Raw genomic sequence first — 24841 nt, 5'->3', positions numbered from 1 at the left:
CGACGGGCAGGGGGGCGCGCTTACTGGAGCGGTTACGAGGAACGGGCCGCGGCCACCCCCGGGGAGGGCCGGGGTGCCCTGGGGGCGAGGGCGCCGGAGCGCGGCCGGAGGGCCTGGGCGGCGGCCTTCCGGGGGAGCGGCGGGGGGAACGGCCGGGAAGGCGCGGCGCCGGAGCTTCCGGAACGCGGCCGGGGCGTCCGGGTGGCGGAGGCCTTTGGGCGGGGCGGGGGCGTCCGGGCATCGGTGGCCTTTCGGCGCGGCCGTGGCGGCTCGGTGTCAGCGGCCTCTTCGCGGGTCTCCTGGTCCGGCCGTGGCGCGCGGCGCGCCAGGGCGCCGCGTCGGCCGAGCCCTCCGAGAAGCTCCAGGTCAGTGCCCTTCAGGCGATGTGCCGGCAGGTCTTCGGGTTCCGGCTGGCCATGATCGTCGTATCGGCGCCCGCCGCCCTGCTCAACGCGGCCCCCGGCCTCGGCGTGCGCCTGGCCGGCGCGGCCGTGGTCGTCACCGTCATGGTGTCCTACGTCCTGTTCCGCGACTGGGAGCGCTTCGGCCCCCTGCTGCTGCGCCACCCCAGCCTGCTGGCCGCCGACACCCTCTTCGGCTCCTTCCTCCTGGTCTCGGCGGGCCCGGACACCACCCTCGCCTATGTCAGCGTCTGCACCCCGCTGCTGGCCGGCCTGGTCTACAGCTGGCGCGGCGCGGCCTGCTTCGCCTCGCTGCAGGCCCTGATCCTGCTCCTGGTCCACACCACCCTGAAGGCCGGCCGGCCCGAGCCTGTCGCCGAGGCCCTGCTGCTGCCCGGCCTGTGCGTCGTCGCGGGCGCCATGGGCTCGACCCTGCGCAACCTGATGCTCCGCTTCGGCGCCGCGACCGAGGCCCTGACCACGGCGCGGGCCCGGCTCGCGGCGGCGGAGGCGGTGAGCGCCGAACGCGCCCGGCTGGCACGGGAGATGCACGACTCCGTGGCCAAGACCCTGTACGGCGTGGCCCTCGCCGCCGACGGACTGGCGGCGACCGCGTCGGCCGGCGCCCCGGACCCCGCCCGCATCCGGCAGCAGGCGGAGCTGGTGTCCCGCTCGGCGCGGCGGGCGGCGGCGGAGTCCCGGGAGCTGCTGGCCGACCTGCGCCGGGAGCCCGCCCGGGCGCCGGAGGAGATCCCGTTCTGGCGGCTCCTGGCCCACCGCGCCGAGGAGTTCACCCGGCGCACCGGCCTGACGGTCACCTGCCACTGGCCGGCGGACCACCCCGCCCGCTTCCCGCCCCTGCCCCCGCCCGTGGCCCGGCACGTCCTCGCCATCGTCACCGAGGCCCTGGAGAACGCCCACCGCCACGCGTCCGCCGGCCGGGTGGACGTACGGGCGACGCTCGACGGACACCTGCTCGGCCTCGTGATCCACGACGACGGCACCGGCCTGCCGCCCGGCACCACCCTGGAACAGCTGCGCGACCGGGGCCACTTCGGGCTGCTCGGCATGGTCGAGCGGGCCGCGCAGGCAGGCGCCCGCATCCGGATCGGCAGGGGCGCGCACGACCGGGGCACGGAGGTACGCCTGGACATCCCCCTGCCCCGGCCCGCGCCCCGGACCCCCGTCACCCCCTGAGAGGAGGCACCATGCGGCCCTTGCCCGGCACGTCCCGGACCGGCTTCCCGCCGCCGGCCCCGGCCGCCCCGCCGCTGCGGCTGCTGATCGCCGACGACAACCCCGTGGTCCGGGCCGGCCTCGCGGCCCTGCTCTCGGACGGCACCGGGACCACGGTGGTGGCCGAGGCCCGGGACGGCCGCGAGGCGTACGAGGCGGCGCTGCGGCACCGGCCGGACGTCATCCTGCTCGATGTCCGCATGCCCGGTGTGGACGGGATCTCGGCGCTGCCCCATCTGGTGCGGCTGGCCCCCGTCATGATGCTCACCTACAGCCACGAGACCCGGACCGTACGGGAGGCGCTGCGGCTCGGGGCGGGGGGATACCTGGTGCACGGCGAGTTCACGACGGAGCAGCTGGTGCGGGCGGTGCGGGACGTGCGAGAGGGGCGCCCGCAGGTGACGCCCGGGGCGACCAAGGCGCTACTGGAGGCGATCCGGTCCGATGCGTCTGCACACACCGATCCCAACTTCCTTGACACGACACCGATTTCCGAACCCCAAACTCTTTCGCAGTTGCAATCACCTGTGGGACAGTCGTTCCGCGCGCGGTTCCGGCTGAGCGAGAGGGAGGCGGAGATCATGGACCTCATCGCGTCCGGCATGACCAACCAGCAGATCGCCGCCGCCTGCTTCATCACCGAGAAGACGGTCAAGAACCACATCAACCGCATCTTCGCCAAGCTCCACAGCGCCACCAGGTCCCAGGCGACCGCGAAGTGGCTGGGGGTGGCGTGAGATGACGGCGTGGCGGAGCGAATGGGTCCGCGGTTGGGCCCGGGGACCCTTCGGGGGCGGGAGCGCCCGGCCGTACGGTGCCCGGACCGGAGGCGAAGCTGGAGGGGAAGACCGTGAGCAAATGGTTCCGCACCACCGTCGCGTATCTGCAGTCCCGGGCCGCGCGCGGCGACAGGGGACAGACCGCGGTGGAGTACCTCGGCATCATCGCGGTGGTCGTCGCGATCGTCCTGGCGATCACCGGCACGAGCATCGGCCAGTCGATCTACGACGCGATCACCAACAAGATCGCCGAGGTCACCGGCGGCTGATCCGCGCACGGCACGACACGGGGCAGGCCTTCCCCATCTACCTCACGGTGGTGGCGGGCCTGCTCTTTCTCGCGTTGGCGTACCTCGCGGTCGGCCAGGCGGCCGTGAACCGCGGCGGCGCCCAGACCGCGGCGGACGCGGCGGCCCTGGCGGCGGCGCAGGAGACCCGCGACCAACTCGCGGACCTGTGGCGGGAGAACCTGGACGACCCGGCGAGCTGGCAGGCCATCTTCGAGGGGGCGGGCGCCGGCGACTCCTGCTGGCGCGCCGACCAGCTCGCCGCGCTGAACGACGCGGCGGTGCGCTGCGCGTTCGACGCGCCGCTGAGCTATGTCGTCGACGCCCGGACGAACAAGTCCGTGGGCGACTCCGTCGTGCCCGGCACCGAGAACGTGCACGCGACGGCGCACGCCAGGGCCGTCATAGAACCGCTCTGCACGCCGCCCGAGACGTGGCCCGGGCCGCCCGGGGAGCCGACGGCGCCCCCGGGAGAGGGCTCCGCGCCACCCGGAGAGGGGTCCCCGCCACCCGCGGAGGGCTCCCCGCCGCCCGGGGACGGGCAGCGGCCCCCCGCCCCCGACGACACCCCGCTGCCCCCGCTCACCTGCGAGGACAAGGTCTGGCATCCCGAGCCGGACGACACCACGGAGCTGCCGGGGCCCGAGGACCTCTTCGACGTCCACCTGGCCGACGCCCCGGCGAACGACCGATGACGAAGGAAGCGACAGTGATGAGCATGCGGTTCGCTGCGAACGCCCGCAGAGGGCTGACCGCCTTGACCGTTGCGGCCGGACTGGCCGTCGCGGTCTCCGGCTGCGGGGGAGGCGGGGGCGGGGACGGCAAGCCGAGCGGACCGGCGTCCGCCGCCTCCGCCGACGACCTGGGCCCGAGCACCCAGGAGGGCGACTCCGAGCAGCCGCTGGCCGAGCTGCGCGGGTCGGACGGCCTGCTCCTGCGGATCACCTCCGCCCAGCGCGACTCGGGCGGCTTCGTCACGGTCGACGGCACGCTGAAGAACGACGGGGCCCGGTCCGCCGTCATCCCCTCCGCGCTCAGCGGCAACGAGACCGAGATCATCAAGAACGGCAGATCGCTCGGCGGGGCCACGCTGGTCGACCCGAAGGGCAAGAAGCGGTACTACGTGCTGCGGGACACCGAGGGCCGGCCGCTGACGACGACCGGCTTCAGCACCCTGAAGTCCGGCGCCACCCTGGCCGTCTTCATGCAGTTCCCGGCGCCCCCCGCCGACGTGACCGAGGTGGACTTCCAGCTGCCGACGTTCACCTCCGCCGGCATCAAGGTCTCCGGGTGAGGCACACGTGACCACCACGCCCCGCCTCGCCCTCGCCGGCGCCCTGCTGCTGTGCGTCCTGAACCTGCCCGCCGCCCCGGCCGCCGCCGACGGCACCGGCCCCGGCGAGCCGCCCCTCACCGAACCCACCGCCGCCGCCCCCGTCGACGTCGACCCCACCGACCCCGACCTCAAGCTCCCCGAGGGCGCCACGCTCGCCGAGGCCAAGGTGCTGGACATCAAGCTGGTCGTGGAGGAGCAGAGCGGGGACGAGCGGCGCGAGGACACCAACGCCGACGTGACCTTCGCCCTCCAGTCCGAGGTGCTGTTCGGCAAGGACAGCGCCAGTGTCGGCGAGGAGGCCAGGACCCGCATCGCCGCCATCGCCGAGGAGATCAGGAAGCAGCGCGCCACCCGGGTCCGCGTCTTCGGCTTCACCGACAGCCTCGGCACCACCACCCACGGCGTCGCCCTGTCCAAGCGGCGCGCCAACGCCGTACAGGCCGTGCTGGACCAGGACCTGAACACCCCGTCCGTCACCTTCGACGTCCGCGGCTACGGCGAGCAGTACCCGATCGCCGACAACGCCACCGAGGCCGGCCGGAAGAAGAACCGCCGCGTCGAGGTGTCCTTCCCCCGCACCGGCCAGTGACGTGACCGGCGGCCACCGGTCACCCCTCCGCCGCCACCTCCACCCGTACGCCCGCCCGTAGCCCCCACCCCGCCATCGCCCCGGCCGCCGCCTCCAGCACGTGCCGGGCGCGCGGGCGCGGCAGGCCCAGGCGGCCCGGGGGCATCGTGCGCACGGCGATGACGGTGAGGCGGCGGTCCAGGTACGCCACGTCGATCGGGATCCGCATCCCGAACGTGTGCACCCCGCTCGCCGGCGACAGCAGCATCGCCCCGTCCACCGCGTCCCGGCCCAACAGGCCCCTGGTGCGCGCCCGGTAGGAGGCCGAGATCTCCAGGGGCACGGACGCGGCAGGCACCTCCCCGGTGTCCGTCCGTACGGTCAGCAGCCCCCGCCCGTCCCGCCAGCGCCCCATGACCCGCCCTCCGCCTTCCGTGGCCGCCAACCACCCACGCCGGTAATTGTGTTGTCCTTTCCCGTCCTCCCCACTAGGAAGGGCGCTATGACAGGACTCGGCGCCGTATTCCGCCCCCAGCTTCCTCCCGAGCGCCTCCGGGCCGTCGCCCGCGTCGCGGACGGGGCGGGGCTCGACGAACTGTGGCTGTGGGAGGACTGCTTCCTGGAGGGCGGCGTGTCCACGGCCGCCGCCGCGCTCGCCTGGACCGAGCGGGTACGGGTCGGCATCGGGCTGCTGCCCGTGCCGCTGCGGAACGTGGCCGTCACCGCGATGGAGGCGGCCTCGCTGGAGCGCATGTTCCCCGGGCGGGCCGTCCTGACGGTGGGACACGGCGTGCAGGACTGGATGGGCCAGGTCGGCACCCGGGCCGCCTCGCCGCTCGGCCTCCTCGGCGAACACCTGGACGCCCTGCGCGCCCTGCTGCGCGGGGAGCGCCTCAGCGTGCGCGGGCGGTACGTGCGGCTGGACGACGTCGCCCTCGACTGGCCGCCGCCGCACCCGGTCGACGTCCTCGCGGGCGCCACCGGACCCCGTACGCTCCGGCTCTCCGGCGAGAAGGCCGACGGCACCCTCCTCACCTCCGCCACCCCGCCGGACGGCGTACGGCGGGCCCGGGAGCTGATCGAGGAGGGGCGCCGGTCGGCCGGCCGCACCGGCGCGCACCGGGTCGTCGTCTACCTCCTGACCGCCACGGGCCCCGACGCCGGGTCCCGGCTGCGCGCCGAGCTCGCCGCCGAGGGCCTGACGTCGGTGCCGGACCTGGGCGTCGCCGGGGACGCGGAAGCGGTGGCCGACGCGGTACGGCGCCTGGCCGAGGCCGGTGCGGACACCGTCGTCCTCCAGCCGACGGCCGACGAACCCGACCCGGAGGGCTTCGTACGCTTCGCGGCGGAGCAGGTCGCCCCGCTGATCCGCTGATCCGCTGATCCGCTGATCCGCTGGTCCGGGCCGGCCCACGCAGGTCGCCGGCGCGGGAAACCCGCGGGTCCCCGCGCCGCCTCCCTGGGATCATGACCGTATGAGTACCGAACGTTCCTTCGAGGACCTCGTGGCCGAGGGTGCCGCCGTGCCCACCGAGGGGTGGGACTTCTCGTGGTTCGAGGGGCGGGCCGGTGAGGCCCGGCCGTCGTGGGGGTACGCCCGGTCGGCGGGGGAGCGGCTGGCGGAGGCCGAGGCCGCGCTGGACATCCAGACCGGGGGCGGGGAGGTGCTGGACTTCGCGTTGGGGCGGGCGGAGCCGGCCTGGCCGGTGCTGGTGGCGGCGACCGAGGGCTGGCCGCCGAACGTGGCCAAGGCCACCGCCCTGCTGCGGCCCCGCGGTGTCGTCGTGGTCGCCGCCCCGGACGACGCGCCGCTGCCCTTCGCCGACGAGGCGTTCGACCTGGTGCTCAGCCGGCACCCGGTGCGCCCGCACTGGGCCGAGATCGCCCGGGTGCTGCGGCCCGGCGGGACGTACTTCGCCCAGCACGTGGGGCCCGCCAGCGTCTTCGAACTGGTCGAGTACTTCCTCGGCCCCCAGCCGGAGGAGGTGCGCCGCGCCCGTGACCCCGAGCGGGAGCGGGCCGACGCCGAGGCGGCGGGGCTGGAGGTGGCCGGCCTGCGGGCGGAGCGGCTGCGGATGGAGTTCCACGACATCGCCGCCGTCGTCCACTTCCTGCGCAAGGTCGTCTGGATGGTCCCGGGCTTCACGGTCGAGGCCCATGAGCCACGGCTGAGGGAATTGCACGAGCGGATCCGGCACGAGGGGCCGTTCGTCGCGCACAGCGCCCGGCACCTCTTCGACGTGCGCAAGCCGGAACGCCGACCCGTACGCAAGCCGTGACGCCCGGGGAACCGGGTTTCCACATTGTTATCGCCCGGGGTTCACACGCGCCCCACCGGTCACGTAAGTTCAGACCAAGGTAATTCGCGTCGGCAAAGCCGCGCGGTGGGCACCGCGCGGTGGAGGGGGCCGCGCGGTGCCGCGAAGCAGCCCCGGGCCGCCGCCGGGCACCGGCCCCGGCGCCGTAGCGGAACGGTCAAGTCCGCCCCTCGCCGGCGGGGTCGCCCGTCGGAGGGACCCGGGGCGACATCCCGCTGATTCCCCCGGGACGGCCTAATCCCTGCGAAACCATTTGCACCCGGCCGAATTTTCCTGGGAATCCACTGTGAACCGCCCCCGCAGCACCCCGGAAACCCGCATTCCGTGACCGCCCCGGTGTCGTCGAGCGATTCCGGAGAGTAGTTGTTGGGCGCCGATGCACCCACCAGCCCTTACGAAGGGTTATGGTGGAAACCCCCCCTCGGGCCGGTCCGTCTCCCCCCCACGGACCGGCCCGTTTTTTCATGGCGGAGGACGGCCGGGTTCCGGAACCGTCCGGCCCCGGCCCGGCGTCCCCCCGAAGGGGCGCGCCCCCGGCGGTGTACGACACCGCCGCGCGGCCAAACCCCGGGCCGGACCGGGCCTCCGACGGCGGTAGGCTCAACGACTCCGGCTCCCCCTACGGCTCCGGCACCCCCCTACTCCGCGCCCAACCCCCGGAGGGTCACGTGAACCTGCGCGACAAGCTGCGCAGTCTGCTCGTCAGGCTCTACGCACGCCGGGTGGAAGGTCACCTGGATCACAGCCAGGTGCCCAAGCACATCGGCGTCATCGTGGACGGCAACCGCCGCTGGGCGAAGGCGTCCGGCTCCAGCACCGAGCACGGGCACCGGGCCGGCGCCGACAAGATCACGGAGTTCCTCGGCTGGTGCTCCGAGACCGACGTCGAGGTGGTCACGCTGTGGCTGCTGTCCACCGACAACTTCGAACGGCCGCAGGCGGAACTGGTCCCCCTGCTCGGCATCATCGAGGACGTCGTGCGCACCCTCGCCACCGACGGCCGCTGGCGGGTGCACCACGTCGGCGCGATGGACCTGCTGCCCGCCGGCATGCAGCGCACGCTGAAGGAGGCCGAGGAGGCCACCGCCCACAACGACGGCATACTCGTCAACGTGGCCATCGGCTACGGCGGCCGGCAGGAGATCGCCGACGCCGTGCGCTCCATGCTGCACGAGGCGCAGGACCGGGGCCTGTCGATGGAGGACCTCGCCGAGTCCGTCGACATCGACATGATCGGCCGTCACCTCTACACCGGCGACCAGCCCGATCCGGACCTGGTCATCCGCACCAGCGGCGAACAGCGGTTGTCCGGATTCATGCTCTGGCAGACCGCTCACTCCGAGTACTACTTCTGCGAGGTCTTCTGGCCGGCCTTCCGGAAGGTCGACTTCCTGCGCGCCCTGCGCGACTACGCCGCACGTCACCGCCGTTACGGCGGCTGACCGGCCCGCACCGCCCCGTCGCCGCCCGGTGACGGGGCGTCGTCGTGTCCCCCCGATTGGCACGGACGTAACAAGGAGTTCACCGGTCCGCCGGTGGCCGCATTTGCATGGCGGCGCTCGTTCGAGGGCATAAACCCAACAGGTCGACACCCGAACCACGGGCGTCGGTTCTCAGCGGGCGGCTCGGGGCCGTCCGCCCGGGAGGCCCTTTGCACCAGCCCGACCGTGCGGTCACGGCACGGAATCAGCCGCGGCGGGCCGGTTCACGGCCCGCCGTGCGCGGGGGCCAGACACCGGTCCAGCAACTCCTCGTCGCTCCCCGACCACATCCGAGGGGGTACGTCCTTCCGTGGTGACCAGCACAAAGCGCCACAAGCCCGACCGGCGCACCTATGTTCTCGACACCAGCGTCCTGCTGGCCGACCCGAACGCCCTGACCCGCTTCGAGGAGCACGAGGTCGTGCTCCCCGTCGTGGTGGTCACGGAGTTGGAGGCCAAGCGGCACCACCCCGAACTCGGTTACTTCGCCCGGCAGGCCCTGCGCCTGCTGGACGACTACCGGGTCCGGCACGGCCGCCTCGACGCCCCCATCCCGACCGGGGACCTCGGCGGAACGCTCCGGGTCGAGCTCAACCACTCGGACCCCAGCGTGCTGCCCACGGGCTACCGACTGGGCGACAACGACTCCCGCATCCTCGCGGTGGCCCGCAACCTCCAGGCCGAGGGGTACGACGTCACCGTCGTGTCGAAGGACCTGCCGCTGAGGATCAAGGCGTCCTCCGTCGGCCTCCTCGCCGAGGAGTACCGGGCCGAACTCGCCATCACGGAGAACTCCGGCTGGACGGGGATGTCGGAGCTCACCCTGCCCGGCGAACAGGTGGACGTCCTCTTCGAGGAAGGACACGTGTACGTCCCGGAGGCGGCCGGGCTGCCCGTGCACACCGGCCTGACCATCCAGTCCGAGCGCGGCAAGGCCCTCGGCCGGGTCACCGCCGAGGGCAACGTCCGCCTGGTGCGCGGCGACCGGGAGGCGTTCGGCATCAAGGGCCGCAGCGCCGAGCAGCGCATCGCGCTCGACCTGCTGCTGGACCCGGACGTCGGGATCGTCTCGATGGGCGGCCGGGCCGGCACCGGCAAGTCGGCGCTGGCGCTGTGCGCGGGCCTGGAGGCGGTGCTGGAGCGCCGTCAGCACCAGAAGGTGATGGTCTTCCGGCCGCTGTACGCCGTCGGCGGGCAGGACCTGGGCTATCTGCCGGGCACCGAGGCGGAGAAGATGAGCCCGTGGGCGCAGGCCGTCTTCGACACCCTCTCCGCGGTCACCAGCCGCGAGGTCATCGAGGAGGTCACCGCGCGCGGGATGCTGGAGGTGCTCCCGCTGACCCACATCCGCGGCCGCTCGCTGCACGACGCGTTCGTGATCGTGGACGAGGCGCAGTCGCTGGAGAAGAACGTCCTGCTGACCGTGCTGTCCCGGATCGGCGCGGGCTCCCGGGTGGTCCTCACCCATGACGTGGCCCAGCGGGACAACCTGCGCGTGGGCCGCTACGACGGAGTGGTCGCCGTGGTGGAGAAGCTGAAGGGGCATCCGCTGTTCGCCCACGTCACGCTGACCCGGTCCGAGAGGTCCCAGATCGCCGCACTGGTGACCGAGATGCTGGAGGACGGCCACATCTGATCCGGCCCCGGCCCCGGTTGGCGCCGCCCGGCAAAGGCTCAAGAGCCTAGCCGGGCGGCGCCGTCGTGCGTGGGACTTTCCTGAAATCCCCAGGGCCAAACGGGATGTGAGCTTTCACACGCAACACAGAATTGCCACGCGGCGTCCGGTTACGGCAGAGTCTCGTTCCTGTCAGGCCCCGCATACGACACAGTCGTGCCCCCAGCGGCACGGCGCCCCGCAGGCCCCACCAACTCCATAGAGTCGTCGTATGCCGCCCGAGCACCACGCGGCGCTCCCCGCAGGGGAGTTGCCCACCGGGCCCGTGCCTCCCGTGACCCCGCAGTTGGGAGGCCTGTGTCAGGGGCACGATCGCGTCCGCCAGGGTCACCGAAGCGGGCGATGCTGGAAGGAAACCGTGTGAGCCGGATTTCGGTCCGGGGACTCGCAGTGGCCTCGGCCACCGCGGTCACCGCTGTCGGAAGCGTCGTCGGCGTTGCCTCGGGCAGCACCGCGCAGAACAACGACGCCGCCGAGGCGACGGCAGCCGACACCACGCTTCTCGCGGACATACCCGCGGGTCAGCAGGCGCAGGTGCAGACCGCGTCCCTCACGCAGCAGGCCGACGCACAGGCCATCGCCGCGGACGCGAGCGCCAAGAAGGACGCCGAGGAGGCGGCCCGCAAGGCAGCCGCCGACACCGCGTTCGCGAAGAAGGAGGCCGCCGAGAAGAAGGCCGCCGAAGCCGCTGAGGCCGCCAAGGAGGCCAAGGAGCGCCTCGAGGCCAAGGCCACGGCCAGCCGTGGCGGCATCGACGTCCGCGACTCCTCCAGCTTCCCGGTCCAGAGCAGCTACAGCGTGGCGCAGATCCAGGCGATGGCGCGTCAGATGGTGGCCGGCAGCCAGTTCCAGTGCTTCAGCAACATCGTGGACCACGAGTCCAGCTGGAACTACCAGGCGGTCAACGCCTCCTCCGGTGCCTACGGTCTCTTCCAGGCCCTGCCCGCCGGCAAGTACGCCTCGGCCGGCGCCGACTGGCGGACCAACCCGGCGACCCAGATCAAGTGGGGCCTCAACTACATGAACGAGCGGTACGGCAGCCCCTGCGAGGCCTGGACGTTCTGGCAGGGCAACCACTGGTATTAAGCCGCCAGCCGGTCCGTCCGGCCCCGGCTCGGTCTCGCGCAGCCCTTCCCCGTCCCAAGGGGAAGGGCTTTCGCCCTGTACGGTCTTACGCGGACGACTCCACGGGGGAGTGGTGAGCACGCGGGGACGCGGGGGAAGAGGACGGAGCATGGCGCGAGTGCCACGATGGCTGGGCCGGATCGGACGTGGTCTGGCCGAGATGAGCGAGCGGCTGGACGAGCGGCGCGCGGAGGCGGAGAAGGAGCGGGACGATCCCGCTCCCGGGCCGGCGGCCGGTGTGTCCGCCGCCGAGTCGGCGGACCCGCCCGCCCGTCGGACCGCGCCGCCCGCCCGCCGGGCCACGCCCGGCCGCCGCCCGGATCCCGCCGAGGCCGTGCCCTGGGGCGTCCGGGTCGCCGCCGAGGCGGGCTGGCGGCTGCTGGTGCTGGCCGGCACCCTGTGGGTGCTGATGCGGGTCATCAGCGCGGTCCAGCTGGTGGTGTTCGCCTTCGTCATCGCCCTGCTGGTCACCGCCCTGCTCCAGCCGACGGTCGCCCGGCTCACCCGGCGCGGCGTGCCGCGCGGCCCGGCCACCGCGCTCACCGCCATCAGCGGCTTCGTCGTCATCGGCCTCATGGGCTGGTTCGTGACCTGGCAGGTCATGGAGAACATCGACACGCTCTCCAACCAGATCCAGTCCGGCATCGACGACCTGCGCAACTGGCTGCTGAAGAGCCCCTTCCACGTCACCGACAAGCAGATCAACCAGATCGCCAAGAACCTCCGTGAGGCGATCGGCGCCAACGCCGACCAGATAACGTCCGCGGGCCTGGAGGGCGTCCAGGTCATCGTGGAGGCCCTCACCGGCATACTGCTGGTGTTCTTCTCGACGCTCTTCCTGCTCTACGACGGCAAGCGCATCTGGGAGTGGTTCCTGAAGCTGGTGCCCGCCGCCGCCCGCCCGGGCGTGGCCGGCGCCGGCCCGCGGGCCTGGAGCACGCTGACGGCCTATGTGCGCGGCACGGTGCTGGTCGCCCTCATCGACGCGATCTTCATCGGTATCGGCATCTACTTCCTGGACGTGCCGATGGCCGTCCCGCTGGCCGTGTTCATCTTCCTGTTCTCGTTCATCCCGCTGGTCGGCGCGGTGGCCTCCGGCGCGCTCGCGGTGATCGTCGCACTGGTCACCCAGGGCGTGTTCACGGCCCTGATGACGCTGGTGGTGGTGCTCGCGGTGCAGCAGATCGAGGGCCATGTGCTGCAGCCGTTCATCCTCGGCCGCGCGGTCCGGGTGCATCCGCTGGCGGTGGTCCTGACCGTGGCCGCCGGCGGCATGGTGGCCGGCATCGGCGGCGCCGTGGTGGCCGTACCGCTGGTGGCGGTGACGAACACGGTGGTGGGGTATCTGCGGACGTACGCGCAGCAGCAGTCCGGCGTGCCCGTGGAGGACGGGGCCGCCGGGGAGGAGGGTGCTCCGGCCCCCGGCGAGGGTCCCGGGAAGACCGTCGGCAAGGACGACGGGGATGCCGAGGACACCGGGGACGCCGAGGGCAAGGGTGCCAAGGACGCCGAGGGCAAGGGCGCCGGAGACGACGAAGACCCCGCCCACAAGGAGTGAGCGGGGTCTTCGACAGGGGTCCTACTCGGCCAGGACGGCCTCGGTGTCCACGGTGACGGCGATCGCCTGCACCACGGAGGCGATCTTGAACGCCTCCTGGACGGTCTCGCGCTCCACGCCGGCCTTGCGCAGTACCTGCTCGTGCGAGTCCAGGCACATGCCACAGCCGTTGATCGCGGAGACCGCGAACGACCACAGCTCGAAGTCGACCTTCTCCACGCCCGGGTTGCCGATGACGTTCATCCGCAGGCCCGCGCGCAGGGTGCCGTACTCGTGGTCGGACAGCAGGTGCCGGGTGCGGTAGAAGACGTTGTTCATCGCCATGATGGCGGCGGCGGCCTTGGCGGCCTGGTACGCCTCCGGCGACAGGTTCGCCTTCGCCTCCGGCTCCAGCTCACGCAGCACGATCGGGGAGCGGGAGGCGATCGCGGTCGCCAGCACCGTGCCCCACAGCTGCTGCGCCGGCAGCTCCGAGTTGCCGATGACCGAGCCCAGGTTGAGCTTCAGGTCCTTGGCGTAGTCCGGGATACGGGACTTCAGGGAGTCGAGCGACATGGGTCACTCACCAGCCAGCAGCGCGACCGGGTCGAGGGTCTCGTCGCCCTTGGACCAGTTGCACGGGCACAGCTCGTCGGTCTGCAGGGCGTCCAGCACCCGCAGGACCTCCTTGGGGTTACGGCCCACGGAACCGGCGGTGACCATCGTGAACTGGATCTCGTGGTTCGGGTCGACGATGAAGACGGCGCGCTGGGCGTAGCCGTCCTCGCCCTCGATGCCGAGGTCGCGCATCAGCTCGTGCTTGGGGTCCGCCATCATCGGGAACGGCAGGTCGGTCAGGTCCGGGTGGTCCTTGCGCCAGGCGTGGTGCACGAACTCGGAGTCACCGGAGAAGCCGAGGATCTGGGCGTCGCGGTCGGCGAACTCGTCGTTCAGCTTCCCGAACGCGGCGATCTCGGTCGGGCACACGAACGTGAAGTCCTTGGGCCACGCGAAGACCACGAGCCACTTGCCCTCGTAGGACTTGTGGTTGATCTGCTCGAACTCCTTGCCCTTCTCGAGCGAGACGCAGGCGGCCAGATCGAACTCGGGGAACTTGTCACCGACAGTGAGCACAGGCTCTCCTTGCAGCGAAGAAACTTCCCTTTTAGGGCGTTTCCCATGGGGTTGGACTCTGTCGATGGTGGCACAGGGTGCATTGATTAGGGAAATAGCTACACTCGGTCGTGTTGATTGGAGGTGCTTATCAGTGACGATGGGCAACGGGAAGCGACGGCAGCCGACCCTGTCGCAGCTGCGGGCGTTCGTCGCCGTCGCCGAGCATCTGCACTTCCGGGACGCGGCGGCGGCCATCGGAATGAGCCAGCCCGCCCTGTCCGGCGCCGTCTCCGCGCTGGAGGAGACCCTCGGGGTGACCCTCCTCGAGCGTACGACGCGCAAAGTACTGCTCTCGTCCGCGGGGGAGCGGCTGGCCGTGCGGGCCAAGGCGGTGCTGGACGAGGTCGGCGCGCTGCTGGAGGAGGCCGAGGCGGTCCGGGCGCCGTTCACGGGCGCGCTGCGCCTCGGGGTGATCCCGACCGTCGCGCCGTATCTGCTGCCGGCCGTGCTCCGGCTGGTGCACGAGCGCTACCCGCAGCTCGACCTCCAGGTGCACGAGGAGCAGACCGCCAGCCTGCTCGACGGCCTGCACTCCGGCCGGCTCGACCTGCTGCTGCTCGCGGTGCCGCTCGGTGTCCCCGGCGTGGTCGAACTCCCGCTGTTCGACGAGGACTTCGTGCTCGTCACCCCGCTCGACCACTGGCTCGGCGGCCGGGAGGGCATACCCCGCGAGGCCCTGAAGGAGCTGCATCTGCTGCTCCTGGACGAGGGCCACTGCCTGCGCGATCAGGCCCTCGACATCTGCCGGGAGGCGGGCCGCGAGGACGCGCCGGTCACCACCACGGCCGCCGGACTGTCCACGCTGGTGCAGCTGGTGGCGGGCGGCCTCGGCTGCACACTGCTGCCGCGCACCGCGCTGAAGCTGGAGACCTCCCGCAGCAGCCAGTTGCTCACCGGTTACTTCGCCGACCCCGCCCCGAGCCGCCGGGTCGCCTTCGCCATGCGCGCGGGCGCGGCCCGCGCGGCGGAGTACGCGGAACTGGCGGCGGCACTGCGGGACGCGCTGCGGGCTTTGCCGGTACGGGTGCTGGACGGTTCCTACGAGCAGACCCGCGCCCCTTAGGGGCGCGGGTCCGTATCGGCATGCGGCTCCGCCGCGCGGGCGCGGCCGGCGACCACGGAGCCGCGCCCGGCCGACGGCGGATTCACTCGGTGCGCAGGCCCTCCGGCCGCATCATGCGCAGCAGCGGCGGCAGGCTGAGCAAGGTGACCACCAGGACCACTCCGGCTCCCGCGCCCGCCATCGACAGCACGCTCGCCCAGTCGACGGTCACCGTCGTGGCTGTCATCCGCAGCAGCACCGAGCCGAGGGCCAGGCCCACCGCCGAGGCCAGCAGCAGGCCGAGCGCGATCGGTACCGCCGTCTGCCACAGCACCGACAGCCCCAGCGTGCGGCGCCGGGTGCCGAAGGCAACCAGTGACGACAGCAGCTTGCGCCGCTCGCGCAACTGCTCCAGCTGGGAGACCAGCAGGCTCGCCCCGATCAGCGCGAGCACACAGACCGCGCCGAGGAACAGGCCGTTGCGCAGGGAGGTGTACTTGCGGGACTGGGTGGTCGCCGCCCAGTGCCAGACGGACGAGAGCCGGTCCACCCGCGCCGCCGTGTTGCGCACGTACTGCTCGGCTTCCGGCACCGACAGGTCCAGACGGGCGTAGACCTGGTGGTACAGCGTCGGCGCGGCCGCGGCGGGCAGCGCGGACGGGGTGACCAGCAGGCCGTTGACGTACGACTGGAGCGCGTCCTTGCGCGCGCTGACCTGGCGCACTCCGGCCGGTACCGTCCAGGGGATCTCGCGCCCGCGCACGCCGTCCGAGTAGGTGGCGTCGATGAAGCCGTGCCGGCCCGGCCGGGTGAGGGTCAGGTCGTCGGGCTCGTCGCGCGCGTCCGGGACGACGAACACGTCACCCTCCCGGCAGGACGGCAGCTTGGCCAGTTCGCGCAGCGCGGCGCAGGTGCCGACGGTGAGGCCCACCGTGCTGTCGGGGTCGCGGCGCCGGTCGCCCATCGAGCCGGAGGAGATCGCCACCGCCGCCTGTACGCCCTTGGTCCGGGGGAACTCGCGGGCCGCTGCGGACAGCGCGGACCCGTCCGAGAGGTTGATCTCCACCGACGCCCGCTGCGGATCCTTGCCGGTGTCCTTGGTGTACTGCCCTTCCACACCGGCGAACAGCATCTGCAGCGCGATCGCCCCGGCCACCGCCACGGCGATGCCGTTGACCATGCGGGCCGCCGTGCCGCTGCTCAGCTGGAGCCGGCGTACGGCCAGCTGCCAGGAGACCGGGCCCGTGCCGAGCCGGGCCACGACCGCCTCCACCAGCCAGGGCAGCAGCGCGGTGATGCCGACCAGGAGCAGCAGCACGCCACCGACGACGAGGTACTTGTTGAAGTCGCCGTTGGACCGGCCCTTGCCGATCATCGGGTACAGCAGCGCGAGACCCACCAGGGGCAGCAGCAGCCGCCACCACAGGCGCCGCCGGGCCTGCCTGGCCGTGCGCACCACGCCGAGCGGCTCGACAGCCACCTGGCGCATCGCGAACAGCGTCACCCCGACCGCGGCGGCCGGGACCGCCACCGCGACCAGGACGACCAGCGCGGGCGAGGGGTTCAGATAGCTGGGGAAGAAGCTCTCGCCGAGCACCTCCACCGAGCCCACCGCCTGCCGTCCGGCGAGGAAGAACACCGTACCGACGGCCAGGCCGAGCACGGCTCCGGCCAGCGCCTCGCCCGCCGCGATCCGGCGGGTCATCCGGCGGTCGGAGCCGACCAGCCGCAGCGCGGCCAGCCGGCGGTCGCGCCGCTCGCCGCCGAACCGCACGGCCGCGGCGATGAACACGGCGACCGGGGTGAGCAGGGCGACGAACACCACCAGCGTCATCATGATGAGCACCGGGTCGGTGCGTTCGGTCGTCGGGTGCCGGTCCCCGAACGCGGTCAGCCGCACCACGTTCGCGCTGTCCTTCTTGACCACCAGACGGTCGGTGCCCGCGTAGTAGGCCAGTTCGTGCGAGCCGATCAGCCCGGGCTCGCCGATCGTGCCGGTGATCCGCTCCGTCAGCCGCTCCCGCAGCAGCCTGCCCTCGTCGGAGGTGAGCAGCCTCTTCAGCGCGGGGGAGACCACCATCTCGCCCGGCGCGGGGAAGCGGTCCACGCCCGGCGGCAGCGGCGCCCGCGGGCCCTCGGGCTGGAGGAAGCGGCCCCGGACGTCCTTGTCGTGCCACCTGGTGTCGGCCATGCCGACCAGCACGGTGTTCTCGCCCTTCGACGGCACGGCCGCGCTGTAGGTGAGGTCCAGGCGGGCCTCTTCGCGCTGGTGCCGTGCCGTCAGCACGTTCGGCACCGCGGTCGTCAGCAGCAGCAGCGCCACGCCCAGGCCGACGCCGACCGCCGTCAGCACCATCCGGACCCAGCCCTCGCGCCCGCCGGTGACGGCGAACCGGACGCCCATGCCCAGGTCCCTGGACCACTGCCGGAGGTTCATATGGCGCGCTCCATGTCCCGGGACCTGCCGTCGCGTACGACGATCTCCCGGTCGGAGTAGGCGGCCACCCGGGCCTCGTGGGTGACCAGGACGACGGCCGCGTTGGTGGAGCGGGCCGCGTCGGTCAGCAGCTCCATCACCCGTTCGCCGTTGAGGGAGTCGAGCGCGCCGGTCGGCTCGTCGGCGAACACCACCCGGGGGCCGGTGACCAGTGCCCGCGCCACGGCGACCCGCTGGCCCTGGCCGCCGGAGACCTCGCCGGGCCGCTTGCCCTTGAGGTCGTCCACCTCCAGGCGCTCCATCCAGGTGAGCGCGGCCCGCTCGGCCTCCTTGCGGGGGCTGCCGTTCAGCCTCAGCGGCAGGGCCACGTTCTCCACACAGGTCAGCTCCGGGACCAGCTGGCCGAACTGGAAGACGAACCCGAAGTCGCTGCGGCGCAGCGCGCTGCGTTCGGTGTCGCTCAGGCCGGAGAGTTCGCGGCCGTCGTAGGTGATGGAGCCGGAGTCGGGCGGCACGATGCCGGCCAGGCAGTGCAGCAGCGTCGACTTGCCGGAGCCGGAGGGGCCCATCACGGCGACGACCTCGCCGGGGTGGATGGAGAAGCCGGCGCCGTCGAGCGCGACCGTGGGGCCGAAGCTCTTGCGCAGGTCCTCGGCGACGAGCAGGGAGCCGGGGGGAGGGGTCATCGGGTCACCGCCGCACGGAGCTTGTCGAGGCGCGCCGCGGTGAGTTCCAGCCAGCGCAGGTCGGCCTCCAGGTGGAACAGGGCGTGGTCGCAGATCAGCTGGTCGGCGAGGTCGCCCTTGCGCTTGCGGTCGGTGAGGATGCGCATGCTGCGCAGGTGCTCGGACCGCTGCGTGTCGAGGACGTCGGCGGCGTCGCGGTGGGTGAGGAGGGCGAGGACGACCTTGGTGTAGAGGGTCGACTGGAGGTACTCCTCCGGCTTCTCCGGGGTGGCGAGCCAGCGTTCGACGTCGGTGATGCCGGCGTCGGTGATGGCGTACCGCTTGCGCTCGGGGCCGCCGCCGGCCTCGATGCCGTCGACCTCCACGAGGCCGTTCTTCAGCAGCCGGGACATCGTGGAGTAGACCTGGCCGTAGTGCAGCGGCCGGTCGTGACCGAACTTCTCGTCGAAGGCGCGCTTGAGGTCGTAGCCGTGGCGCGGGCCGGACTCCAGGAGTCCGAGGAGGGTGTGACCGATGGACATGGCGGCACTCTACACAGCGTGTATACCCACCATGTATACACCCGGTGCAGAGTAGGCCCACAGGAGTGTGTCGGCGCAGGTGAAGCGCCATTGTCAGGGTTTCGTAACAGCCATGGGCGCCAGGTACGCCGTCACGACCCCGGGTGCTGGGTACGACGACGGCCGGGCCCCTGTGCGGGAGCCCGGCTCAGGCCGGCGGGGTGCCGGGGCCGGAGTCGCCGGGCGGCCGGCCCCGGCGGGGCAGCGGACCCGCGTCCCCCGGCAGCCGCCCCGCCTCCGCGAGGGCGCGCCGCAGCAGGAACTCGATCTGCGCGTTCGCCGACCGCAGCTCGTCCCCGGCCCACCGGGCCAGCGCCTCGTACACCGCCGGGTCCAGCCGCAGCAGCACCTGCTTGCGCTGCCGCGGCCGGTTCCCGGGGGTCTGTGCCGGGTCGGTCACTGGTAGAGGGTTCCGGTGTTCAGGACCGGCTGCGGGGCCCGGTCACCGCACAGCACCACCATCAGGTTCGACACCATCGCCGCCCTCCGCTCCTCGTCCAGGTCCACGATGTCCGCCTCCGAGATCCGGGCCAGTGCCGCCTCCACCATGCCCACGGCGCCGTCGACGATCTGCCGCCGGGCCGCGACGACCGCGCCCGCCTGCTGCCGCTGGAGCATCGCCGAGGCGATCTCGGGAGCGTACGCGAGATGCGTGAACCGCGACTCGACGATCTCCACTCCGGCCGTCTCCACCCGTGCCTGGAGCTCGCGGGCCAGCTTCTCGGTGATCTCCTCGGCGTTGCCGCGCAGCGAGAGGCCGTCCTCGTCGTGCGAGTCGTAGGGGTACTCGATGGCGATGTGCCGCACGGCCGTCTCGGTCTGCGTGGCGACGAACTCGGCGAAGTCGTCCACCTCGAAGGTGGCCTGGGCGGTGTCGCGCACCTTCCACACCACGACCGCGGCCAGCTCGATCGGGTTGCCGTAGGCGTCGTTGACCTTCAGTACGGCGGTCTCGTGGTTGCGCACCCGGGTGGAGATCCGGGTCCGGGAGGTGAAGGGGTTCACCCAGCGCAGGCCGTCCTGCCGGATCGTGCCCCGGTAGCGCCCGAAGAGCTGGACCACCCGGGCCTCGCCCGGCGCCACGGTGTTCAGGCCGCGCATCGCGATGAGGGCGGCGAGCAGTACGACGGCACCGGCGGCGATGAGCCCGCCCCGGACGCCGGCCGAGGAGACGGCCCCGGCGGACGCGAACAGGGCGGCCGCGACGCCGAGCCCGAGCAGGCCGAGCAGCAGCGCGAGCCCGCCGCCGATGCTGTGGGCCTGGAACTCGCGCACGCGCGGGGTGGGCATCTCGGGTATGTCGGACATGGGTGTTCCCCGTTCGTTGGAGCGTCTAGCGTTGGTCTAGCTAAGTGATATCACTTTTTGCGGCGCAGGCAACCCTGAACTCCCCTCGAACGTCGGTTCCTTAGGGGCGGGTGCTGATTGTCACGTCCGTAAAAGACCGGATCGGTCGCCCTTTGTCATATAGACGGGTGTTAGCTTTCGGAGCTGACCCCGAGACGGAAGCGAGCGTAGGGACCCATGGGACGAGCGGAAGAGAGACGAGCGCGACAGCGCGGCGGTCACCGCGCGGCGTCCAAGCGCCGCCGCTCCGAACCCGCGGCGGCCGGCAAGCCCACCAAGAGCCTCCTGCGCCGGATGTTCACCTGGAAGAAGATCCTCGGCACCGTCTTCGGAGTGTGCCTGCTCGCCATCCTCGGCTTCATCGGCCTGTACCTGTACGTCGACATCCCCGAGGGCAATGCCGCCGCCCGGCAGCAGAGCAACGTCTACAAGTTCAGCGACGGGACGCTGCTGGCCCGCAGCGGCAAGGTCAACCGCGAGATCGTCGACCTGTCCAAGGTGCCCCGCAAGGTCCAGCTGACCTTCGTCGCCGCCGAGAACAAGAGCTTCTACAGCGACTCCGGCGTCGACTTCAAGGGCACCGCCCGCGGCCTGCTCAACACCCTGCGCGGCCGGGGCAAGCAGGGCGGCTCCACGATCACCCAGCAGTACGTCAAGAACTACTACCTCAACCAGGACCAGACCGTCACGCGCAAGCTGAAGGAGCTGGTCATCTCGTTGAAGGTGGACCGCGAGAAGTCCAAGGACGACATCCTCGCCGGCTACATCAACACCAGCTACTACGGCCGCAACGCCTACGGCATCCAGGCCGCCGCCCAGGCCTACTTCGGCGTCGACGCCGAGGACCTGACGGTCGAGCAGGGCGCCTATCTGGCCGCGCTGCTCCAGGCGCCGAGCCAGTACGACTGGGCGGTGGCGACCGACACCGGCAAGCGGCTGGTCACCGAGCGCTGGAACTACGTCCTGGACAACATGGTCGAGGAGGACTGGCTCACCAAGGCCCAGCGCACGGCCATGCGCTTCCCCAAGATCAAGGAGCCCAAGCGCGCCCCCGGCCTCGACGGGCAGAAGGGTTATCTGGTCGAGCTGGCCAACCAGCAGCTCGAACAGCAGCTCATGGCGCAGGAGGGCCTGACCCAGTCGCAGGCGGAGAACGCGGTCGAGGGGAAGGGCTGGACCATCACCCTCAACATCGACCGCAAGAAGCAGGCCGCGCTGGAGCGGGCCGTCCGCAGCGAGCTGACCAGCAAGCTCGACAAGACCAAGCGCAAGGTCGACGGCGACATCCAGCCCGGTGCCGTCTCCGTGGACCCCGAGACCGGCAAGATCGTCGCGCTCTACGGCGGCCAGAACTACTACGAGCACTGGACGAGCAACGCGACCCGCAGGGACTACCAGCCGGCCTCCACCTTCAAGCCGGTCATCCTCGCCGCCGCCCTGGAGCGCGAGGCCACCACGCAGGCCGGCAAGCCCATCACCGCCAACACCCTCTACGACGGGGGCAACCGGCGCCCGGTGGTGGACCACGGCCGCCCGGTCGGCTTCGCCCCGCCCAACGAGGACGAGGCCGACTACGACGAGATCACCGTCCAGGAGGCGATGAACAAGTCCGTCAACTCCGTCTTCGCGCAGATGGGCGTGGACGTCGGCATGGACGACGTCATGAGCACCGCGAGCAACCTCGGCATGGACACCAAGGGCATGCCGGCGGTACCCGCCCAGACGCTCGGCTCGATGGGCGCGAGCCCCCTGGAGATGGCCGGCATCTACGCCACCTTCGCCAACCACGGCCACAAGGTGACCCCGACCATCATCAAGTCGGCGGAGAGCCAGGGCCGCTCGGTCGACATACCGGACCCCGTCGGCGGCACGGTGCTCAGCCGCACGGTCGCCGACACGGTCACCTCGGTGCTCACCGGCGTGGTGGACGACGGTACGGCCAAGACGTCCGTGGCCGCCAACCCGCTGCGCGACGGCCAGCAGGTGGCGGGCAAGACCGGCACCTCCGACGAGAACAAGTCGGCCTGGTTCACCGGCTACACCCCCGACCTGGTCACCTCCGTCGGCCTGTTCGGCGAGGACCCGAAGACCCACGGCCATGTGTCCATGGAGGGCGCGACCGGACTGATTCCGGGGCGCGGCCGGATCAACGGCGGCGGCTACCCGGCGGAGATCTGGGCCGCCTACACCTTCGGCGTCACCGACCGGTCCGCGTTCGACCTGGACACCACGCAGGGCGCGGCCGTCGCGCCGCCCCCGCCGCCGACCCGCAGCGCGCCGCCGACCCCGTCCACGACGCCGTCGCAGACGCCGTCCGAGACCCCGAGCGAGACGCCGTCCCGCACGCCGTCGCAGACGCCGTCCGAGACGCCTAGCCAGACGCCGTCCCGCACGCCGTCGCAGACGCCGTCCGGGACGCCCAGCACCGGGCTGCCGACGGAGCCCACCACCGAGGACTCGCCCGACCCGGACGACGACGAGGGCGGCGGCTTCCACTTCGGCCAGTAGGGCCCGTACACGCAAAGGGGCGCCCGGAGGAGACTCCGGGCGCCCCTTTGCGTCACAGCGGCTGACGGCTCAGCGGTTCAGCTCGAACCAGACCACCTTGCCGGTGCTCAGCCGGGTCGCGCCCCAGCGCCGGGCCAGCTTGTTGACCAGGTACAGGCCGCGTCCGCCCTCGTCGGTGGCCCGGGCCTGCCTGAGCCGCGGCAACTGCGGCACGTCGTCGCCGACCTCGCAGCGCAGCACGTCCGTGCGCAGCAGCCGCAGCGTCACCGGCCGCGACGCGTACCGCACCGCGTTCGTCACCACCTCGCTGACCAGCAGCTCCACCGAGTCCGACAGGTCCTCCAGGTCCCACCGGGCGAGCGCCCGGCGGGCCAGCCGGCGGGCCTGGCCGGGGGCGGTGCGCTCCGGCTCCAGCGTCCAGTACGCGACATCGCTCGGCGCGATCCCGTCGAACCGGGCCGCCAGCAGCGCGATGTCGTCGTCCCGGTCGCCCGGGCCGAGCATGTCCAGCACCTCGTCGCAGAGCGCTTCCAGCGGCGGCGGATGGTCCGGCCCGGTCAGCCGGGCGGTCGCGGCCAGCCGCTCCCGCAGCTGCTCTATGCCGGTCCACACGTCCCGCAGCCGGGACTCCACCAGCCCGTCGGTGTACAGCAGCAGGGTCGCCCCGGCGGGCGCGTCCAGCTCCACCGCCTCGAAGTCCACCCCGCCGACCCCGATCGGCGCGCCCGGCGGCACCCGCAGCACCTCGGCCCGGCCGCCCAGGTGCAGCAGCACGGGCGGCGGATGGCCGGCGTTGGCGATCGTGATGCGGTGCGTCACCGGGTCGTAGACCGCGTACAGGCAGGTCGCCATGCGGTCGGTGCCCAGGCGCTGCGCCTGCTCGTCCAGGTGGTGCAGCACCTCCTGCGGCGGCAGATCGAGCCCGGCCAGCGTCTGCGCGGTGGTGCGCAGCTGGCCCATGATCGCCGCCGAGGTCATCGAGTGGCCCATCACATCGCCGACGACCAGGGCGACCCGGCTGCCCGGCAGCGGGATCGCGTCGTACCAGTCGCCGCCGACCCGCGCGGTCTCCGCCGCCGGCAGGTACCGCGAGGCCAGCCGGACGCCGGTGGGCCGGGGCAGGGTCTCGGGCAGCATGGTGCGCTGCAACTCGTCGGCGATGTACGCCTCCCGGCCGTACAGCACCGCCTTGTCGATGCCCAGCGCGCTGTGCGTGGCCAGTTGCGCGGCCACCAGCAGGTCGTCCGCCTCGAACGCCGGCTGGTCCGGGCGGCGCAGGAACAGCGCCGCGCCGATCACCCGGCGCCGGCCGCGCAGCGGCGCGAGGATCGCGTGCTGCCCGCCCGGTACGACGCCCTCCCCGCTCTCGCCGAGCAGTTCGGGCAGCGCGGCCCGGGCGGCGGGCGCGTCGGCGAACACCGGGCGCACCCCGCGCAGCACCTCGTTCAGCGCGCCGCCCGGCCGTACCTCGCACAGCTCGGTGGTCAGCGCCGACAGGTCCGCCAGCACCGACGGCTCGGGCTCCGGCTCGAACGCCGCCGGCAGCAGCACTCCCTCGGTGTCCCGCTCGTCCGGTATCCGGTCGGTGCGGCGCAGCCGCAGCACCACCGGGCCGGTGGGCCGCTCGTCGCCGACCGGCAGCGGATCGCGCAGGTAGACCAGGATCGCGTCGGAGAACGTCGGCACGGTGGCCCGGCACAGGCCCATCACGATCTCGTCCAGGTCGAGCCCGCGGGCGATGCGCCGGGTGGCCGCGCCGACGAACCTGAGCCGGTCGCCGTCCCGCCGCATCGGCATCGGCCGCCCCGACGGCACCGCCCGCCCGGTACGGCGCTCGGAACCGCCCGGCGCGCGCTCCGGATCGGTGCCGGGCTGCGCCGGGATGCCGTCCGGCGCGGGCCGCGGGCGCAGCGCGTCGGGTTCGGTGACGGCGGGCTGGGAGTGTTCGGGGCCGCCCACCGGGTGCTCCTTCCCCATGCCGTCCTCTCCCTTGCCACGGGACGTGGCCGTGCCCGGGCCGGCGGGCGTGATGTCGGCGCGGGCCTGCGCGGGTAAGGCCGGCTCGACGGGGTGCCGCGCGGACTGCTCCGGGGCACACAGGAACGCCCCGCGGGCCTCCGCGGGGTCGGCGCCCGGCTGGGGGCGCTCGATGGAGGTGGGCTGCTCCGTCACGCGTGTCGCATCCGTCCGTCCGGGGCTGCGCGCCGGATGCGCCGGGCGCGCAGTTGGTCCCGCCGAAGTCCCGATACCCGCAATACGTGCCCAGGGAACGGAATTCCCGCGGGGCCGGCTTTCGTGGTGGTGCCCTGGTACCCCTCGCTCACGTCCTGCCGTCCCTCGGT

Annotated in this window: 23 protein-coding genes; 14 read left to right on the top strand and 9 right to left on the bottom strand. The window is 72.6% G+C overall.

The genetic code is table 11. The features are described 5' to 3' along the window. The first annotated feature begins 299 nt into the window (after window positions 1-299). The 6 genes from ACSURM_RS13910 (at window position 300) to ACSURM_RS13885 (ending at window position 4628) form a co-directional block, all read left to right on the top strand. Entirely contained in the window at window positions 300-1598 is a 1299-nt protein-coding gene (locus ACSURM_RS13910; protein ID WP_436961078.1) for a sensor histidine kinase, read from the top strand. Between the two features lie 11 nt (window positions 1599-1609). Beyond that, window positions 1610-2374 carry a response regulator gene (locus ACSURM_RS13905; RefSeq protein ID WP_436955298.1) on the top strand — a complete coding sequence of 255 codons (765 nt, stop codon included), beginning with the start codon at window positions 1610-1612 and terminating at the stop codon, window positions 2372-2374. A 113-nt stretch (window positions 2375-2487) separates the two neighbouring features. Further along, window positions 2488-2685 (top strand): Flp family type IVb pilin, encoded by a 198-nt coding sequence (locus ACSURM_RS13900; RefSeq protein ID WP_436961076.1) that lies wholly within the window; start codon window positions 2488-2490, stop codon window positions 2683-2685. Beyond that, the gene (locus ACSURM_RS13895; RefSeq protein WP_436961074.1) at window positions 2682-3398 is read left to right on the top strand and encodes a pilus assembly protein TadG-related protein; all 717 of its coding nucleotides are present in this window, start codon (window positions 2682-2684) and stop codon (window positions 3396-3398) included. Before ACSURM_RS13900 ends, ACSURM_RS13895 begins: the two co-directional genes overlap by 4 nt. 17 nt (window positions 3399-3415) lie before the next feature. After that, window positions 3416-3997 (top strand): hypothetical protein, encoded by a 582-nt coding sequence (locus tag ACSURM_RS13890; RefSeq protein ID WP_436955297.1) that lies wholly within the window; start codon window positions 3416-3418, stop codon window positions 3995-3997. A 7-nt stretch (window positions 3998-4004) separates the two neighbouring features. Further along, window positions 4005-4628, top strand: coding sequence for an OmpA family protein (locus ACSURM_RS13885; RefSeq protein WP_436955296.1), 624 nt, complete (start codon window positions 4005-4007; stop codon window positions 4626-4628). Between the two features lie 19 nt (window positions 4629-4647). Here the strand turns inward: ACSURM_RS13885 and ACSURM_RS13880 are convergent, their stop codons facing one another. Then, complete coding sequence (locus tag ACSURM_RS13880; protein WP_436955295.1) at window positions 4648-5022, bottom strand: DUF192 domain-containing protein; 375 nt, start codon at window positions 5020-5022, stop codon at window positions 4648-4650. 87 nt (window positions 5023-5109) lie between these two features. On the opposite strand from ACSURM_RS13880, the gene ACSURM_RS13875 reads away from it, so the two are divergent. From ACSURM_RS13875 to ACSURM_RS13850, 6 genes are all read left to right on the top strand, one after another. Continuing rightward, complete coding sequence (locus ACSURM_RS13875; protein ID WP_436955294.1) at window positions 5110-5982, top strand: LLM class flavin-dependent oxidoreductase; 873 nt, start codon at window positions 5110-5112, stop codon at window positions 5980-5982. A 100-nt stretch (window positions 5983-6082) separates the two neighbouring features. Next, window positions 6083-6886: a class I SAM-dependent methyltransferase gene (locus ACSURM_RS13870; RefSeq protein WP_436955293.1), complete on the top strand. Its 804-nt coding sequence runs from the start codon at window positions 6083-6085 to the stop codon at window positions 6884-6886. Window positions 6887-7593: 707 nt separating this feature from the next. After that, window positions 7594-8367, top strand: coding sequence for an isoprenyl transferase (locus ACSURM_RS13865; RefSeq protein WP_436955292.1), 774 nt, complete (start codon window positions 7594-7596; stop codon window positions 8365-8367). 349 nt (window positions 8368-8716) lie between these two features. Next, the gene (locus tag ACSURM_RS13860; RefSeq protein WP_436955291.1) at window positions 8717-10042 is read left to right on the top strand and encodes a PhoH family protein; all 1326 of its coding nucleotides are present in this window, start codon (window positions 8717-8719) and stop codon (window positions 10040-10042) included. Window positions 10043-10441: 399 nt separating this feature from the next. Then, window positions 10442-11167 carry a transglycosylase SLT domain-containing protein gene (locus ACSURM_RS13855; RefSeq protein WP_436955290.1) on the top strand — a complete coding sequence of 242 codons (726 nt, stop codon included), beginning with the start codon at window positions 10442-10444 and terminating at the stop codon, window positions 11165-11167. A 148-nt stretch (window positions 11168-11315) separates the two neighbouring features. Then, window positions 11316-12764 (top strand): AI-2E family transporter, encoded by a 1449-nt coding sequence (locus tag ACSURM_RS13850; protein WP_436955289.1) that lies wholly within the window; start codon window positions 11316-11318, stop codon window positions 12762-12764. Window positions 12765-12785: 21 nt separating this feature from the next. On the opposite strand, the gene ACSURM_RS13845 is transcribed toward ACSURM_RS13850, so the two are convergent. Next, a complete protein-coding gene (locus tag ACSURM_RS13845; protein ID WP_436955288.1) occupies window positions 12786-13319 on the bottom strand; it encodes an alkyl hydroperoxide reductase in 534 nt (177 codons plus the stop codon). Window positions 13320-13322: 3 nt separating this feature from the next. Further along, complete coding sequence (locus ACSURM_RS13840; RefSeq protein ID WP_436955287.1) at window positions 13323-13877, bottom strand: peroxiredoxin; 555 nt, start codon at window positions 13875-13877, stop codon at window positions 13323-13325. 139 nt (window positions 13878-14016) lie between these two features. On the opposite strand from ACSURM_RS13840, the gene ACSURM_RS13835 reads away from it, so the two are divergent. Continuing rightward, window positions 14017-14982 (top strand): LysR substrate-binding domain-containing protein, encoded by a 966-nt coding sequence (locus ACSURM_RS13835; protein WP_436961072.1) that lies wholly within the window; start codon window positions 14017-14019, stop codon window positions 14980-14982. Between the two features lie 82 nt (window positions 14983-15064). On the opposite strand, the gene ACSURM_RS13830 is transcribed toward ACSURM_RS13835, so the two are convergent. The 5 genes from ACSURM_RS13830 to ACSURM_RS13810 form a co-directional block, all read right to left on the bottom strand. Continuing rightward, complete coding sequence (locus ACSURM_RS13830; RefSeq protein ID WP_436955286.1) at window positions 15065-17398, bottom strand: ABC transporter permease; 2334 nt, start codon at window positions 17396-17398, stop codon at window positions 15065-15067. Continuing rightward, complete coding sequence (locus tag ACSURM_RS13825) at window positions 17395-18084, bottom strand: ABC transporter ATP-binding protein (RefSeq protein WP_289971406.1); 690 nt, start codon at window positions 18082-18084, stop codon at window positions 17395-17397. Before ACSURM_RS13825 ends, ACSURM_RS13830 begins: the two co-directional genes overlap by 4 nt. Next, the gene (locus tag ACSURM_RS13820) at window positions 18081-18605 is read right to left on the bottom strand and encodes a PadR family transcriptional regulator (RefSeq protein WP_344348408.1); all 525 of its coding nucleotides are present in this window, start codon (window positions 18603-18605) and stop codon (window positions 18081-18083) included. The genes ACSURM_RS13825 and ACSURM_RS13820 overlap by 4 nt, the downstream gene beginning before the upstream one ends. A 187-nt stretch (window positions 18606-18792) precedes the next feature. Continuing rightward, window positions 18793-19044, bottom strand: a complete 252-nt coding sequence (locus ACSURM_RS13815) for a hypothetical protein (protein ID WP_436955285.1) — start codon at window positions 19042-19044, stop codon at window positions 18793-18795. After that, on the bottom strand, window positions 19041-19952 hold the full coding sequence (locus ACSURM_RS13810; RefSeq protein WP_436955284.1) for an SPFH domain-containing protein: 912 nt from the start codon (window positions 19950-19952) through the stop codon (window positions 19041-19043). The genes ACSURM_RS13815 and ACSURM_RS13810 overlap by 4 nt, the downstream gene beginning before the upstream one ends. 216 nt (window positions 19953-20168) lie before the next feature. On the opposite strand from ACSURM_RS13810, the gene ACSURM_RS13805 reads away from it, so the two are divergent. After that, window positions 20169-22499 carry a transglycosylase domain-containing protein gene (locus ACSURM_RS13805; protein WP_436955283.1) on the top strand — a complete coding sequence of 777 codons (2331 nt, stop codon included), beginning with the start codon at window positions 20169-20171 and terminating at the stop codon, window positions 22497-22499. A 69-nt stretch (window positions 22500-22568) separates the two neighbouring features. Here ACSURM_RS13805 and ACSURM_RS13800 read toward each other — a convergent pair whose 3' ends face one another. After that, a complete protein-coding gene (locus ACSURM_RS13800) occupies window positions 22569-24671 on the bottom strand; it encodes a SpoIIE family protein phosphatase (protein WP_436955282.1) in 2103 nt (700 codons plus the stop codon). Window positions 24672-24841: the final 170 nt, after the last annotated feature.

The sequence above is a fragment of the Streptomyces sp. SudanB182_2057 genome (assembly GCF_964272715.1).
In the GTDB taxonomy this organism is placed as follows: Bacteria; Actinomycetota; Actinomycetes; order Streptomycetales; family Streptomycetaceae; genus Streptomyces; species Streptomyces rubradiris.
Note: the sequence above shows the minus strand (reverse complement) of the source record. Positions and strands in the feature narration are given on the sequence as shown.

What these genes read in the sequence shown, in the direction of transcription:
- ACSURM_RS13905 (WP_436955298.1), top strand. Translation starts at nt 1,610, where the DNA reads ATGCGGCCCTTGCCCGGCACGTCCCGGACCGGCTTCCCGCCGCCGGCC.
- ACSURM_RS13890 (WP_436955297.1), top strand. Translation starts at nt 3,416, where the DNA reads ATGAGCATGCGGTTCGCTGCGAACGCCCGCAGAGGGCTGACCGCCTTG.
- ACSURM_RS13880 (WP_436955295.1), bottom strand. Translation starts at nt 5,022, where the DNA reads ATGGGGCGCTGGCGGGACGGGCGGGGGCTGCTGACCGTACGGACGGAC.
- ACSURM_RS13875 (WP_436955294.1), top strand. Translation starts at nt 5,110, where the DNA reads ATGACAGGACTCGGCGCCGTATTCCGCCCCCAGCTTCCTCCCGAGCGC.
- ACSURM_RS13870 (WP_436955293.1), top strand. Translation starts at nt 6,083, where the DNA reads ATGAGTACCGAACGTTCCTTCGAGGACCTCGTGGCCGAGGGTGCCGCC.
- ACSURM_RS13850 (WP_436955289.1), top strand. Translation starts at nt 11,316, where the DNA reads ATGGCGCGAGTGCCACGATGGCTGGGCCGGATCGGACGTGGTCTGGCC.
- ACSURM_RS13845 (WP_436955288.1), bottom strand. Translation starts at nt 13,319, where the DNA reads ATGTCGCTCGACTCCCTGAAGTCCCGTATCCCGGACTACGCCAAGGAC.
- ACSURM_RS13835 (WP_436961072.1), top strand. Translation starts at nt 14,017, where the DNA reads ATGGGCAACGGGAAGCGACGGCAGCCGACCCTGTCGCAGCTGCGGGCG.
- ACSURM_RS13830 (WP_436955286.1), bottom strand. Translation starts at nt 17,398, where the DNA reads ATGAACCTCCGGCAGTGGTCCAGGGACCTGGGCATGGGCGTCCGGTTC.
- ACSURM_RS13825 (WP_289971406.1), bottom strand. Translation starts at nt 18,084, where the DNA reads ATGACCCCTCCCCCCGGCTCCCTGCTCGTCGCCGAGGACCTGCGCAAG.
- ACSURM_RS13820 (WP_344348408.1), bottom strand. Translation starts at nt 18,605, where the DNA reads ATGTCCATCGGTCACACCCTCCTCGGACTCCTGGAGTCCGGCCCGCGC.
- ACSURM_RS13810 (WP_436955284.1), bottom strand. Translation starts at nt 19,952, where the DNA reads ATGTCCGACATACCCGAGATGCCCACCCCGCGCGTGCGCGAGTTCCAG.
- ACSURM_RS13805 (WP_436955283.1), top strand. Translation starts at nt 20,169, where the DNA reads ATGGGACGAGCGGAAGAGAGACGAGCGCGACAGCGCGGCGGTCACCGC.